This is a genomic window from Devosia sp. Root105 (assembly GCF_001424865.1).
Classification (GTDB): domain Bacteria; phylum Pseudomonadota; class Alphaproteobacteria; order Rhizobiales; family Devosiaceae; genus Devosia_A.
Genome location: NZ_LMCR01000015.1, coordinates 49752 through 63240, shown reverse-complemented (window position 1 = coordinate 63240; position 13489 = coordinate 49752). Strand labels below are relative to the sequence as shown.

Genomic DNA, 13489 nt, shown 5'->3' with positions numbered 1-13489 from the left:
CTGTTGCCTGTTTGTTCCCCTTTGAGCTAAGCTGCAAAGCGCGAGTTTGTTCGGCCCCATCAGGCCGGTCGACCACCGAGGGGCCACTCCCGAATGCTCAATGCGCTTTCGGTTCGAAACATCGTACTGATCGACCAGCTCGATCTCACGCTCGAAGACGGCCTCACCGCGCTTACCGGTGAGACCGGTGCGGGCAAATCCATCCTGCTCGATGCGCTGACGCTGGCGCTTGGCGGCCGCGGCGATGCTTCGCTGGTGAGAGCTGGGGCCGAGAGCGGGCAGGTGGTGGCGGTGCTGCAGCTGCCGCGCAACCACCCGGCACGCGAGGCGCTGCGCGAGAACGCCATCGCCGACGACGAGGATATCATCCTGCGTCGCGTGCAGCTGGCCGACGGCCGCACCCGCGCCTTCATCAACGACCAGCCGGTCTCCGCCGGGCTGCTGCAGGCCGTCGGACGGCTGATCGTCGAAATCCATGGCCAGCATGACGATCGGGCGCTGATCGACGTTGCGACGCACCGCTCGGCCCTCGATGCGTTCGGCGGCCACGAATCGATGGTCAGCGCCGTATGGAGCACCTACGAAGCCCTGGTCGAGGCGGATGCCGCCGTCGCCGGGCAGCGCGCGGTGATTGCCGAGGCGATGGCGCGCGAGGAATATGCCCGTCACGTCGTTACGGAACTGGGCGAGATGCATCTCGAGGCGGGCGAGGAGGAAGTCCTCGCCGAGCGCCGGCAGCGGCTGATGACGCTGGAAAAGGCCGCCGAGGAAGTCCGCGACGCCGATGAAATCCTCAACGGTCCGACCGCCCCCGGTCCGGTGCTGGCCGGGCTGATGCGGCGGCTGGTGCGCAAGGCCGATGCCGGCGCGGCGGTGTTCCAGCCGATCGTCGAGGCGCTCGATACGGCTCTGGTGTCGCTCGACGCCACCTCCGACGCGCTCGAGGTGCTGAAGCGCGACATGGCGTTCGATCCCGCCGATCTTGAAAAGGTCGAGGAGCGGCTGTTCGCGCTGCGCGCCGCCGCCCGCAAGCACCACACGACCTGTGACGGGCTGAGTGAGGTGCTGGCCAAGTACCAGAACGATCTCGACATGCTGCAGAGCGGCGAGCAGTCGCTGAAGGCGCTCGAGATCGCCGCAGAGGCCGCGCGTGGCGCCTATTCCGCCGCCGCGTCTGCGCTCAGCACGGCGCGCGAAACGGCCGCTGGCGCCCTCACCAAGGCCGTGGAAGCCGAGTTGCCGGACCTGAAGCTCGGCGCCGCGAGGTTCATCGTCGACCGGCAGGTCGATCCGGCCCGGGTCGCCGCTTCCGGCCACGACCAGATCGCCTTCCACGTGCAGACCAATCCGGGCACCCAGCCGGGGCCGATCCTCAAGGTCGCCTCGGGCGGCGAGCTCAGCCGGTTCCTGCTGGCGCTCAAGGTGGTGCTGGCCGATCGCGGCTCGGCGCCGGTGCTGATCTTCGACGAAATCGACACCGGGGTGGGCGGCGCGGTCGCCGACGCTATCGGTCGTCGGCTGGCGCGACTCGCCGGCAAGGTGCAGGTGCTGACCGTCACCCACGCCCCGCAGGTTGCGGCGCGGGCGCAGAGCCACCTGCTGATCGAGAAGCAGGCGATCGAAGAGGGGGCGTTCGTACGCACCCATGTGCGCCGCCTCGACGGCAAGGCGCGGCAGGAAGAAGTGGCGCGCATGCTGGCGGGCGCCAAAGTCACCGACGAGGCGCGCGCCGCGGCCGGGAAGTTGATTTCGGAGGTATCGTGAGCGAGGCGGAACGTGAGATCGAGAGCTTCTCCGAGGCGGAGGCCAAGGCGGAGCTCGACCGGCTGCACGAGGTGCTGAGCGAAGCGGACCGCGCCTACTTCGAGAACGATGCCCCCGAGATCACCGACGCCGAGTATGACGGGCTGAAGCGCCGTTACCAGGCGTTCGAGATCGCCTTTCCGCAATTGAAGCGCGCCGACAGTCTCAGCGATAAGGTCGCCGGCGCGCCGGTCGAGGGTTTCTCCAAGGTCCGGCATGCTGTGCCGATGCTCAGCCTCGCCAAGGCCTATACCGATGAGGACGTGGTCGATTTCATCGAACGTGGCCGGCGGTTCTTCGAGCGCGACAAGGACTTGCAGCTGGTGTTCACCGCCGAGCCCAAGATCGACGGGCTATCGGCATCGCTGCGCTACGAGAACGGCGTGTTCGTGCAGGGCGCCACCCGCGGCGACGGCACAGTGGGTGAGGATATCACCGCCAATTTGAGGACCATCTCCGACATCCCGCATAAGCTCAAGGGCTCGGGCTGGCCTCAGACCATCGAGATCCGTGGCGAGGTCTATATGACCATGGCCGAGTTCGAGGCGCTGAAGGCGCGCTCGGCAGCGGTCGGCGGGCAGGAATATGTCAACCCGCGCAACACCGCGGCCGGTTCGCTCCGGCAGAAAGATCCATCGGTCACTGCCAGCCGCAACCTGAAATTCTTTGCCTATGCCTGGGGCGCCAGCTCGGCGGAGCCGGCGGCGACGCAATATGAGGCGGTGCAGAAGTTCGGCGAATGGGGCTTTGCCATCAGCCCGCTGATGGTGCGCGCCAGCTCGATCGAAGAGCTGATCGCCCAGTACAAGAAGATCGAGGAACTGCGCTCTTCGCTCGGCTACGACATCGACGGCGTCGTCTACAAGGTCGACAACCTCGAGCTGCAGCGCCGCTGGGGCTTTTCGAGCGGCGAGCCGCGCTGGGCCGTGGCCCACAAGTTCGCCGCCGAGCAGGCCTTCACCACCATCCGGGCCATCGACATCCAGGTCGGCCGCACCGGCACGCTGGCGCCGGTGGCGCGCCTCGCCCCGGTCGGCGTCGGCGGCGTGGTGGTGGAGAACGTCACGCTGCACAATGAGGACTATATCGCCGGCATCGACTCGACCGGCGCGCCGATCCGCGGCGACGAACCGATCGACGTGCGCATCGGCGATACGGTGGTGATCCAGCGGGCCGGCGACGTGATCCCGCAGATTGTCCGGGTAGTGCTGGAAAAGCGCCCGGCGGACGCCGTGCCCTATGTGTTCCCGCATGTTTGCCCGGTCTGCGGTTCGCCCGCGACGCGTGAGCTCAACGAGAAGACCGGCAAGGAAGATTCGCGCCGCCGCTGCACCGGCGAGCTGATCTGCGCGGCGCAGGCGGTCGAGCGGCTCCGGCATTTCGTGTCGCGTGGCGCCATGGATATCGAAGGGCTCGGCTCGGAGAATATCGACCTGTTCTTCAACTCGGGCCTCGTCAAGACCGCCGCAGACATCTTCACTTTGCGCGATCGCCGGCCGGAAGTGCAGCAGGCGTTTGCGGCGCGGCGTGACGAGCAGGCGCGACTCCGCGAAGAAGCGTCGGGCAAGACGCGCAAGAATGCCCGCAGTGTCGAGGACCGGAGCTTTGAAGGCCTCGAAAAGCTGTTCGCCGCCATCGACGCGAGGCGCGAGCCCGAGCTCGATCGGTTCATCTTCGCGCTCGGCATCCGCCATATCGGCGAGACCACGGCAGCGGTGCTGGCCAAGACCTTCTCGAGCATCGAGGAACTGATCCGCGTCGGCAAGGAAACGGCTGCGCATGCAGACGACCCGCATTCGGTATTTCCGTCGGTCGATGGCATCGGCGACACCGTCATCGAGGCACTGATCGATTTCTTCGGCAACGAGCGCAACGACGACGTGCTGGAGGCGCTGCTGCGGCAGGTGAGACCCAAGCCCTATGTGGTCACTGTCTCCGCCACCAGCGAAGTGGCGGGCAAGACTGTCGTGTTCACCGGCAGCCTCGAGAAGCTGACGCGCGGTGAAGCCAAGGCGATGGCGGAGCGGCTCGGCGCCAAGGTGGCGGGCTCGGTGTCCAAGAACACCGATATCCTCGTTGCCGGTCCGGGCGCCGGTTCCAAGCTCAAGGATGCGCAGGCGCTCGGCATCCTTATTCTCGACGAAGATCAATGGCTTGAGTTGGCTGCCAAATAGCCGCCTACGAGTCTTTTGTTTTGTCGCGCTTTCGAACCGGAAAGGTCTGCAACCTTTCCTGAAAACGCTCTAGGGGAGTACCGGGATGCTGAAACTGGCGACTGTCGTGTTGTGCGCGGCGCTGTCGTTCCCGGCGCTGTCCGGTCCGGTGCTCGCCGATGAGGCCGGGGATCTGGCGCGCAAGCACCTTTATGAGGGGACGATCGGGCAGGGGCTCACCGAGCTGAAGCCGTTCTACGAACGGCAGGACCTTGAGGGCCGCTTCGGCGTCGGGCTGCTGAGCTTCATCCAGGGCGTCGAGCACTTTGCCCAGGGGCTCTATCGGCACGGCTTCGCTTCGCCCGATGCCGGCCCGATCATGGGCGCGCCGCTGGCCATGCCGGTGCCGGTCAACCCCAACCCCGAGCCACTGGACTACGACAAGTTCCGCGCCATCCTGCAACTGCTGGTCGACGACATGGACGCGGCGCGCGATGCACTGCTGACAGCGGGCGAGACCGGCGACTACGTTGTCCCGGTCGAAGTGCTGAAAGTGCGGATCGATCTCGACGGCGACGGCAAGGGCAGCGAAACCGAGACCATCGGCAACGTGCTCAACGCCATGTTCGGCGCGGCAACCGTGCCCGGCCCGACCGACCCCGGCGCGCCGGCGCCGACACCGCCGACACCACCCGATTCCACCATCGGCTTCGATCGGGCCGATGCGATCTGGCTTGCCGGTTATTCGCAGGTGCTCGCGGCGCAGGCGGATTTCCTCCTCGCCCACGATTTCCGGGCGCTGTTCGACACCACCTTCCACCGGCTGTTCCCGCGCGCCGGCCTGCCGATGCAGGAGTACACCCGTTCCACCGGCACGCTGATGCTCGATCCGGAATCGGACAATGCTATCGCCGATGCGCTGGCGGCGATCCACCATCTCAACTGGCCGGTCGCCGATGCCGACCGGCTGAAGCGTGTGCTGGCGCGCTTCAAGGCGATTACCGGGCTTTCCCGTCGCAACTGGGAGGCGATCCTCGCCGAGACCGACGACAATCGCGAGCTGCTGCCGAGCCCGAAACAGACCGGCATCACGCCCGAAGCCAAGATCACCGACGCGCAGGTGAAGGCCTGGATGGCGACGCTCGACACCGCCGACCTGATCCTCGACGGCAAGCTGCTGCTGCCGCACTGGCGCTTCCAGAAAGGCTTCGATCTCAAGGCCTATTTCGAGACGGCCAAGAAGACCGACCTGGTGATGCTGATCACCGGCTATGACGCGCTGCCGTTCCTCAAGGACGGCCCGATCGCCAGCGCCGAGTCGTTCGCCGAGGCCAATGCGGTGTTCGGCGATGCGCTGATCGGCTATGCGTTCTGGTTCAACTGAGGGGGTGGCCATGCGCCTGTTGATCGCCGCCGCTGCGCTGTTGCTGCTGGGGCAGCCGGCCTTCGCGCAATCATTCGCCGATCCCAAGGCGCTGCTCGAAGCGCTCTATGCCGGCTACATGCCGCCCAATGACTATCCTCCCGACGAGACGGGGCTGCAGAGCGAGCGGCTAAATGGGCTGTTCGAAAAGGACCAGCAGGAAGCGAATGGCGAGATCGGCCGCATCGATTTCGCTCCCTACATCAACGGGCAGGATTACCAGATCAGCGACCTCGCCATCGGCGAGCCCTACCTGGCCGGTGGCAAGGCCGTGGTAAAGGTCACCTTCCGCAACTTCGACACGCCGCAGGAGCTGGGTTTCCTGCTGGTCAATGAGGATGGGTGGAAGATCGACGACGTGTGGGGCGGCAGCGCCGACTACAGCTACGACCTGCTCGATATCCTGCAGTCGCCGCTGCCTTGATTGCGGCACGGCGCAGCCCTCAATGCGCCCAAACGCCTTGCTAGTGGCGGATTGCGTTTCGTCGAAACGCACTCCACCACCGGGCCTTTGTTGGTCACGGGATCGAACCGGAAAAGTCTGCAACTTTTCCTGATCTCGCTCCGGCCGGGTGTAATCGAAACCGGGCACGACGGGGCGGTTATGCGTCGCATCATAGCAAGTCTTCTGCTGATCATCGGCTTTACCGGCGCGGCGAGCGCCTATGACAATCCCAAGGCGCTGGTCGAGGCGATCTACCAGCCTTACGGCGCCGGCGAGAAGCATGAGGGCGGGCTCGAGCAGTTCTACTCGGCGCGGCTCAAGGATCTTTATGCGGCCAACCTCGAGCGGCAGAGCGTCGACCAGAAGGGCGCCGCCGTCGATCCGGATGCGCCCGACATGCTGGCGTTCGACCCATTCATCGAGGGACAGAACTCGCTGCTGCTCGATGTGGTGATCGGCGAGCCGGTGCTGAACGGCGACCGGGCCGTCGCCACCGTCAGCTTCCACAATTTCGACCACCTGAGCCTGATCAGCGTCGCCATGGTGCGTGAGGCCGATGGCTGGAAGGTCGACGACGTCGCGTCCCTCGCCGGCAGCCAGAACTGGCTGCTGTCCTGGCTGCTGCAATATGATCCGTTCGGGGTGAACTGAGGCTAGGTTGCCCAAAAACCTGGGCCGGGGCGGGCTGACCCCCACCCCTGTCCCCTCCCCGCAAGGGGGAGGGAGACCCTCACACCAGCATCGCGGTTCCATCGTCTCCCTCCCCCTTGCGGGGAGGGATCAAGGGTGGGGGGCCACAGCCACCGCGTCGAGGATCAGATCTCCCGTGTCGCTTCCTTCAGCCAAGCCTTGGCCTCGCCCTTCAGCTGCGGGCCGATCTCCTTGAAGACGCGCTTGTGATAGGCGTTGAGCCAGGCCTTCTCGGGGCCGCTGAGCTGCTTTTCGTCGATCAGCCGCAGGTCGATCGGGGCGAGCGTCAGGGTTTCGAACTCGAGGAACTTGCCCTCGCCGCCAACGCTGCTCTCCTGCACGACGAGCAGGTTCTCGATGCGGATGCCATAGGCGCCGGCCTTGTAGTAGCCCGGCTCGTTGGAGGTGATCATTCCCGGCTCGAACGGCACTGAGTAGCGGGACGAAATGCCGATCGGCCCTTCATGCACCGAGAGGAAGGCGCCGACGCCATGGCCGGTGCCGTGGTTGTAGTTGACCCCGTCCTCCCACAGGAACTGCCGCGCCAGCACATCGAGCTGGGCGCCCGTGGTGCCCTTGGGAAAGCGGGTCATCGAGATCGCCATCATGCCGCGCAGCACGCGGGTGAAGCGGTCCTTCTGCTCGGCGGTGGCCTTGCCGGTGAACATGGTGCGGGTGATGTCGGTGGTGCCCGACAGGTACTGCGCGCCGGAATCGACCAGCATCAGTTCGCCGGGCTTCAGCTGCCGGTTGGTCTTTTCGTCGACGCGGTAGTGGATCACCGCGCCGTTCGGGCCGGCGCCGGAGATGGTGTCGAAGCTGACATCGACCAGCCCCGATTCCTCGCGCCGGAAACTCTCGAGCGCGGTGGCGATGCCGATTTCGTCGAGCTTGCCCTTGGGCGCTTCCTCATCGAACCAGTGGAGGAAGCGGGCCATCGCCACGCCGTCGATCTTGTGCGCTTCGCGCATACCGGCGAGCTCGGCCTCGTTCTTTCGCGCCTTGGGCAGCAGCACCGGGTCGCGCCGCTCGATCAACTTGGCCTCGCTGACCCCGCTGATTGCGTTGGCCACTGCGACCGGTACGGTCGCCGGGTCGAGCATCACCCGCTTGTCGCCGGCGCCGAGCTTGCGCAGCGCGGCGACCATGGTGGCGACATCGGCGACCTTGGCCAGGCCCTCGAGGCCGTGGCGCAGCTCGGGGGTGATCTTCTCCTTGTTGAAGAACAGCGTCGGCATGCCGGATTTCGGCACCAGCGCGAAGCACAGCACCACCGGGACATGCGGCACGTCGCGACCACGCAGGTTGAACAGCCAGTTGATCGATTCCGGCACCGTCAGCACCAGGGCGTCGGCATTGTCCTCGCCCATGGTGGCGCGAATCTCGGCGAGCTTGTCGGGCGCGGTCTTGCCGGCGCGGTTATGGCCGAGGAACTCGATGGCGGCATTGGGCGGGGCGGGGCGATCGGTCCAGGTCTGGTCGACGAGGTTGGCGACCGGCACCAGCGTCGCCTTGCCGGCCAGCTTCTTTTCGAGGTCGGCGAGTTCGCTGGGCGTATGCAGCCAGGGGTCGAACCCAAGCTTGCCGCCCTTGGGCACGAAATCAGCGAGTTTTGGCGACAGCCCGCCCTGACTGGCCTCCAGCACGGTGATCAGCTTGGTATCGGTTTCGGCCGGCGCCTGCAGGGTGTAGCGGCCATCGACGAACAGCGCGGCTTTCTTGGTGCCGACAATGGCGAGGCCGGCCGAGCCGGTGAAGCTCGTGACATAGGCGAGGCGCGCCTCGCTGTCGGGCACCATCTCGCCGCGATGCGCGTCGGTACGCGGCACCAGGAACGCATCGACCCCGGCCTCCCGCATTGCCGCGCGCAGCGCCTTGAGGCGCGGCGCCACGGTCTTGGGATCGGTGCGGATATCGAAGCTCTGGTAGACGGTCGGGGCGAAGTCGCTGTCGGTCATGATGATTTGCCGGAAAATGGAATGGCGCGGACCCTAACAGAGGCGGGTGGGGCGCAAAAGCCGCACCAGACCATTCATTCCTGGTTCAGCGGCCGGGTGGCATTGGCACGCCGGGGCTCCCGCAGGGAGAACAAAATGACTGAACGAAAGACCCTGTTCCGCCGGGTGTTCGAATCGATGATCGAAGGCCGCACCAGACAGGCGCAGCGTCACATCACCGAATACCTCCGGGCGAACCCGGTGCGGAACGAGTGGCGGCCTTGAGCCGATTCACCCGTTGTTAAGCCGCCCTGCACAATTGGCATGGCTGCCTTTCGCAACAATGACTTACCAGCGGGCTCTGTCCGCACTACATACCGAACGTCGAGAGAAGCTCGACCAAGTGAAGGAACCGGGAGAACAAGATGCCCGAGAGCAAGAACGATTTCCGCAAGGCGCTCGGCAGCGTCATCGAAGCGCGGGGCCGCGAGGCCACCCGCAGCGTCGGTCGCAGCCGTGAACACCTGCTGCTCGGCGCGCTGACCAAGCGCCCGAACTAAAACCGACGCGCGTCAGCGCGGGGTTTGGACTATCTGTTTTGACGAGTCCCCGGATCGTGAGGTCCGGGGACTTTGCTTTGCGTGGTGCCTGGACGCTGGTGGCTCCGCACCCCCACCCTCATTCCCTCCCCACAAGGGGGAGGGAGGCCGATCGAGGTCGCTGCACTGCCGCAGTTCTTGCGTCTCCCTCCCCCTTGTGGGGAGGGATCAAGGGTGGGGGTGGGGAGCCAGTGATGCTTCGGCCTAGACCCGCTCCAGCACCAGCGTCGTCCATTCCTTCTTGACGATGCGCTGGCGCAGCACGATGCCCTGCTGTGAATAGGCTGATATCACCCGGTTGGCCTGGGTGTTGAGGATGCCCGAGAGGATCACCGTGGCGCCGATGGCGGTGACCTTGCGCATGCCGGGCGCCAGCGCAACCAGCGGACCGGCGAGGATGTTGGCGACGATCATGTCATAGGGCGCGCCGGCGGCGATCTGCCGGTGGTCGAGCCCGGTCGCCTCGAAGGCGATGATGTAGCGGCCGACGCCGTTGTCGCGGGCGTTCTCCACCGTGGTGGTCACGGCGATCGGGTCGATGTCGCTGGCCAGCACCGGCAGGTGGGTGCGTTTGGCCAGGGCGATCGCCAGCACGCCCGTGCCGGTGCCCACATCGAGCATCGAGCGATAACGCTTGCGCTTCAGCGCCCGGTCGATGGCTTCGAGGCAGCCGGTGGTGGTCTCGTGATGGCCGGTGCCGAAGGCCTGGGCGGCGTCGATGCGGATGGCGGTGAGGCCGGCCGGGGGCGGGCTCTCCTCGTGGCTGCCATGCACGTAGAAGCCGCCGGCGACCACCGGCTGCAGGCCCTCAAGGGACTTCGCCACCCAGTTGACCGTCGGGTCGATCGCCTCGACGGCAAAGCTTACATTGCCGCCCAGCGTCTCGCGGGCAATCTGGTTGAAGGCCTCGACATCGGGTTCGCTGTCGCAGGTCGCTTCGAACACCCATTCGCCGGTGTCCTCGTTCTCGTGCGCCGAGGCGGTGATGGCGATATCCTCACGCGCCATCACGGCGTCGACCAGCGCATAGGCCTGATCCTTGGTCAGCGGGACGGAGAGTTGCGAGAGCGTCATGCGAAATGTCCTGTTCGCCGCTGTTTCGGGGCAGCGGCGCGCTAAGTCAATGGTCAGCCGTGACCAGCGTTAAGCGGCGGCTTCGGCGCGATCGAGCGACAGGCTGGCCCAGACCGGCAGGTGATCGGAGCCGGTGCGGGCCAAAGCGGAGCGATGCACCCCCGCCGATTCGAGCTTGAAATCGCGGCTGGTGATGATGCGGTCGAGCTGCAGCATGGGGCGGCGCGAGTGGAAGCTCGGCCCCAGCGGGATCACGTCGTGGTGCCTCGCAAAGGCGATGAGGCACTTGCCGTCCTCGGCCCATTGGTTGAGGTCGCCCATGATCACGGTCGGCATATGCTGCTCGAGCTTTTCAAGATGGGCGACGATGGCGTCGGCCTGCTTCATCCGCGAATTGCCGAGCAGCCCCAGGTGCATGCCGACGACGCGCATGGCGATGCCGCCGATCACCACATCGGCCATCACGGCGCCGCGCGGCTCGAACGCCGGGAGTTCGATGCGCTGCGGGTTGCGTACTTCGATGCCCTTTTTCACCAGCAGCACGTTGCCGTGCCAGCCGAGGCTCTGCTCGCGGATGCCGAAGCGCACCGGCATGTAGTTGGTATTGTCGACGATCAGGTCGGGCGACAGCGTGGTGGCGCGCTCGCCGAAGCGCCGGTCGACCTCCTGCAGCGCCACGATGTCGGCATCGATCTCGGCGAGGATCTTCATGATGCGCTCGGGCTGCCGGCGCCGGTCGGTGCCGATGCTCTTGCGGATATTGTATGAGGCGACTTTGATCATTGGTTCCTGAGGCGCACGGCTAAAGGATGGGCGAGAACAGGCGGGCGGCCTGCGAGATGAAGCGGGAGATCGGGTGGCGCTTGAGCACCTCTTCCTTGGTCATCTTGCGGCAGTTGGCGAAGTCGGCTTTCAGCATCTTCTCCACGGCGTCAACCACGCTGCGGTCGGGCATCCACACTGTCATCTCGAAGTTGATGGCGAACGAGCGGTTGTCGAAGTTGACCGTGCCGACAGTCGCGATCTTGTCGTCCATCAGCAGCACTTTCTGGTGCAGAAAGCCCTTCTGGTAGCGGTAGATGGCGATATCGTGTTCCACCATGGCGTCGGCATGGGCGTTGCTGGCGAGCCAGACCAGCAGGTGGTCGGGCTTGGCCGGCAGCATGACGCGCACATCGACGCCGCGCAGGATCGCCGCATAAAGTGCGGTGCGCATGTCGGTATCGGGCACGAAATAGGGGCTGACGATCCAGAGCCGTTGCTGCGCCTGGCCGATCACGTCGGCAAAGGCAATTGCACAGGCCTCGAGCTTGTCGGCGGGACCGGTCGCCATCACCAGCGCCGAGACGTGACCCGGCTCGTCCACCGGATCGGGCGGCGGCAGGTTGAGCACTTCGCCGGTGGCCCAGAGCCAATCTTCCTGGAAGATCAGCGCCACCGACGAGGCGGCCGGACCTTCGAGCTTCAGCTGCGTATCACGCCAGTGGCCGAAGCGCTCGTCCTCGCCCAGATACTCGACCCCGATATTGGCGCCGCCAGTCCAGGCGACCTTACCGTCCACCACCACGGATTTCCGGTGGTTGCGGTAGTTGATCCGCATCGGACCGAACAGCCTGAGGAACTTGTGCCGGTGATTGAAGCCGAAGATCCTGATGCCCTCGGCCCACATCCGGTCCTTGTACTCGCGGGAGAGGCCGCTGCTGCCGACATCGTCATAGAGCATGTAGACGGCCACCCCGGCGCGCGCCCGCTCCATCAGTGCGGCGGCCAGCCGTTGGCCCAGCGCATCGGCCTTCAGAATGTAGAACTGCACGAGGATGTAGGTTTTGGCAGCGGCGATGCCCTCGAAGATCGATTCGAACGTCGCATCGCCATCGACCAGCAGCTCCGCCGTGTTGCCGGCGAGGAACGGCATGCCGGCGGCGCGGCGCTGCACCGGCCAGCTTGCGCCGGCGTCGCGGTCGATCACCGCCAGGTCTTCGCTGCGGATCAGGCGGGAGGCGCGCACCTGCATGCGGGTCTGGGCGTAACTGTCAAAGTGCTTCCAGCCGAACACCAGGTAGATGATCGTGGTGGGGAAGGGGAGGAAGGCCAGCGACACCAGCCAGGCGATCGAACCCTGCGAGGTCCGCGACGCGCTGATCTCGCGCACTGCGCATATGAGTGCGAGCGCGTAGAAGCCGGCGAGCACCATCGCAATGATGGGGATGCTCTCGACGACGGTCTCGACCGCTCCAGTCATGTCGACGACGTCGTTCATTGTCGCTCCGCTGGTCTGAGCTAAGACTAATATCCGATGCGCCGGGAACGGCCACAGCCGAGTTCGGCGCGCAAGGAGGTTGCGCGTCGCGGCGAACCTCGCGAGACTAGCAGCCGGACCTTTCCGGTCCGTCTTCCCGTCTTCGAAAGTCCTGCCAGTGTCGCCGCAACCGCCAATGCTCCGTCAGAACGCCATGACGGGAATTGCGTTCAAGCTGAGCTCGGTCTGCGTTTTCCTGGGGATGTCGAGCCTGCTCAAGGCCTCCGAGGGCATACCGGCCGGGCAACTGGTGTTCTTCCGATCCTTTTTCGCCATCCTGCCGATCATTGCCTACCTGATCTGGAAGGGTGAGCTCGGCGTCGGCCTCACGACGAAGCACCCGCTGAGCCATTTGCTGCGTGGCCTTGTCGGCACCGGCGGCATGATGACCGGGTTCTTCGCGCTCACCCAGTTGCCGCTCGCCGAAGCGATCACCATCAGCTACGCCACGCCGCTGCTGATCGTGGTGTTCAGCGCCGTATTCTACCACGAACAGGTGCGGCTCTACCGCTGGAGCGCCGTGCTCGTCGGCCTCGTTGGTGTCATCATCATCATCTGGCCGCGCCTCACGGTGTTTTCGGGCGGCATCGCCGATATGAGCGGGGCGACACTGGGCGCCGCTTCGGCGCTGGTCGCGGCGGGTTTCGCCGCAACGGCGATGGTGCTGGTCCGCAAGCTCGTCGAAACCGAGCGCTCGGCCACCATCGTGCTCTACTTCTCGCTGACCTCGTCGGTGTTCGGCCTCGCCACCCTGCCATTCGGCTGGGTGATGCCGACAACCGAGCAGTTCGCCCTGTTGATCGGCGCGGGCATTTTCGGTGGGATCGGGCAGATCCTGCTCACCGAATCCTATCGCCATGCCGACATGTCGGTGGTCGCCCCGTTCGAATATGCCTCGCTGATCCTCTCGGTTTTGATCGGCTACGTGATCTTCCACGATGTCCCGAGCATCGAGATGCTGCTGGGAGGCGCGATCGTCGTCGGCTCCGGTCTGTTCATCATCTATCGCGAGCACAAGCTGGGCCTCGAGCGCAAGCGGGCGAGCGAAGTCAGCCCGCCGCAATAA

At 65.5% G+C, this 13489-nt stretch carries 12 protein-coding genes; 8 read left to right on the top strand and 4 right to left on the bottom strand.

Features of this window, described 5'->3' with window-relative positions:
• Positions 1-93: 93 nt before the first annotated feature.
• The 5 genes from recN to ASC68_RS13610 all read left to right on the top strand — a co-directional run bounded on the left by recN (position 94) and on the right by ASC68_RS13610 (position 6475).
• On the top strand, positions 94-1764 hold the full coding sequence (gene recN / locus ASC68_RS13630; RefSeq protein ID WP_055880111.1) for a DNA repair protein RecN: 1671 nt from the start codon (positions 94-96) through the stop codon (positions 1762-1764).
• Complete coding sequence (gene ligA, locus ASC68_RS13625; RefSeq protein WP_055880106.1) at positions 1761-3977, top strand: NAD-dependent DNA ligase LigA; 2217 nt, start codon at positions 1761-1763, stop codon at positions 3975-3977. Before recN ends, ligA begins: the two co-directional genes overlap by 4 nt.
• An 85-nt stretch (positions 3978-4062) precedes the next feature.
• Positions 4063-5340, top strand: a complete 1278-nt coding sequence (locus ASC68_RS13620) for a hypothetical protein (RefSeq protein WP_055880104.1) — start codon at positions 4063-4065, stop codon at positions 5338-5340.
• Between the two features lie 10 nt (positions 5341-5350).
• Positions 5351-5803, top strand: a complete 453-nt coding sequence (locus ASC68_RS13615; RefSeq protein ID WP_055880101.1) for a DUF3828 domain-containing protein — start codon at positions 5351-5353, stop codon at positions 5801-5803.
• A gap of 180 nt (positions 5804-5983) precedes the next feature.
• Entirely contained in the window at positions 5984-6475 is a 492-nt protein-coding gene (locus tag ASC68_RS13610; protein ID WP_055880098.1) for a DUF3828 domain-containing protein, read from the top strand.
• A 164-nt stretch (positions 6476-6639) separates the two neighbouring features.
• Here ASC68_RS13610 and ASC68_RS13605 read toward each other — a convergent pair whose 3' ends face one another.
• Positions 6640-8472 (bottom strand): aminopeptidase P family protein, encoded by a 1833-nt coding sequence (locus tag ASC68_RS13605; protein ID WP_055880097.1) that lies wholly within the window; start codon positions 8470-8472, stop codon positions 6640-6642.
• A 135-nt stretch (positions 8473-8607) separates the two neighbouring features.
• On the opposite strand from ASC68_RS13605, the gene ASC68_RS29365 reads away from it, so the two are divergent.
• Together ASC68_RS29365 and ASC68_RS29360 are read left to right on the top strand one after the other, a co-directional pair.
• Positions 8608-8736 carry a hypothetical protein gene (locus tag ASC68_RS29365; RefSeq protein WP_274532716.1) on the top strand — a complete coding sequence of 43 codons (129 nt, stop codon included), beginning with the start codon at positions 8608-8610 and terminating at the stop codon, positions 8734-8736.
• A gap of 140 nt (positions 8737-8876) precedes the next feature.
• Positions 8877-9011, top strand: a complete 135-nt coding sequence (locus ASC68_RS29360; RefSeq protein ID WP_257720968.1) for a hypothetical protein — start codon at positions 8877-8879, stop codon at positions 9009-9011.
• 243 nt (positions 9012-9254) lie between these two features.
• Here the strand turns inward: ASC68_RS29360 and ASC68_RS13600 are convergent, their stop codons facing one another.
• The 3 genes from ASC68_RS13600 to cls form a co-directional block, all read right to left on the bottom strand.
• Positions 9255-10124: a 50S ribosomal protein L11 methyltransferase gene (locus ASC68_RS13600; protein ID WP_055880094.1), complete on the bottom strand. Its 870-nt coding sequence runs from the start codon at positions 10122-10124 to the stop codon at positions 9255-9257.
• A gap of 69 nt (positions 10125-10193) precedes the next feature.
• The gene (locus tag ASC68_RS13595) at positions 10194-10907 is read right to left on the bottom strand and encodes an endonuclease/exonuclease/phosphatase family protein (RefSeq protein WP_055880091.1); all 714 of its coding nucleotides are present in this window, start codon (positions 10905-10907) and stop codon (positions 10194-10196) included.
• Between the two features lie 19 nt (positions 10908-10926).
• Positions 10927-12384, bottom strand: coding sequence for a cardiolipin synthase (gene cls / locus ASC68_RS13590; RefSeq protein WP_055880089.1), 1458 nt, complete (start codon positions 12382-12384; stop codon positions 10927-10929).
• A 175-nt stretch (positions 12385-12559) separates the two neighbouring features.
• Between cls and ASC68_RS13585 the strand changes: the two genes are divergently transcribed.
• Positions 12560-13489, top strand: a complete 930-nt coding sequence (locus ASC68_RS13585; protein ID WP_055880086.1) for a DMT family transporter — start codon at positions 12560-12562, stop codon at positions 13487-13489.

What these genes read in the sequence shown, in the direction of transcription:
- recN (WP_055880111.1), top strand. Translation starts at nt 94, where the DNA reads ATGCTCAATGCGCTTTCGGTTCGAAACATCGTACTGATCGACCAGCTC.
- ASC68_RS13620 (WP_055880104.1), top strand. Translation starts at nt 4,063, where the DNA reads ATGCTGAAACTGGCGACTGTCGTGTTGTGCGCGGCGCTGTCGTTCCCG.
- ASC68_RS13615 (WP_055880101.1), top strand. Translation starts at nt 5,351, where the DNA reads ATGCGCCTGTTGATCGCCGCCGCTGCGCTGTTGCTGCTGGGGCAGCCG.
- ASC68_RS13610 (WP_055880098.1), top strand. Translation starts at nt 5,984, where the DNA reads ATGCGTCGCATCATAGCAAGTCTTCTGCTGATCATCGGCTTTACCGGC.
- ASC68_RS13605 (WP_055880097.1), bottom strand. Translation starts at nt 8,472, where the DNA reads ATGACCGACAGCGACTTCGCCCCGACCGTCTACCAGAGCTTCGATATC.
- ASC68_RS29365 (WP_274532716.1), top strand. Translation starts at nt 8,608, where the DNA reads ATGACTGAACGAAAGACCCTGTTCCGCCGGGTGTTCGAATCGATGATC.
- ASC68_RS29360 (WP_257720968.1), top strand. Translation starts at nt 8,877, where the DNA reads ATGCCCGAGAGCAAGAACGATTTCCGCAAGGCGCTCGGCAGCGTCATC.
- ASC68_RS13600 (WP_055880094.1), bottom strand. Translation starts at nt 10,124, where the DNA reads ATGACGCTCTCGCAACTCTCCGTCCCGCTGACCAAGGATCAGGCCTAT.
- ASC68_RS13595 (WP_055880091.1), bottom strand. Translation starts at nt 10,907, where the DNA reads ATGATCAAAGTCGCCTCATACAATATCCGCAAGAGCATCGGCACCGAC.
- cls (WP_055880089.1), bottom strand. Translation starts at nt 12,384, where the DNA reads ATGAACGACGTCGTCGACATGACTGGAGCGGTCGAGACCGTCGTCGAG.
- ASC68_RS13585 (WP_055880086.1), top strand. Translation starts at nt 12,560, where the DNA reads ATGCTCCGTCAGAACGCCATGACGGGAATTGCGTTCAAGCTGAGCTCG.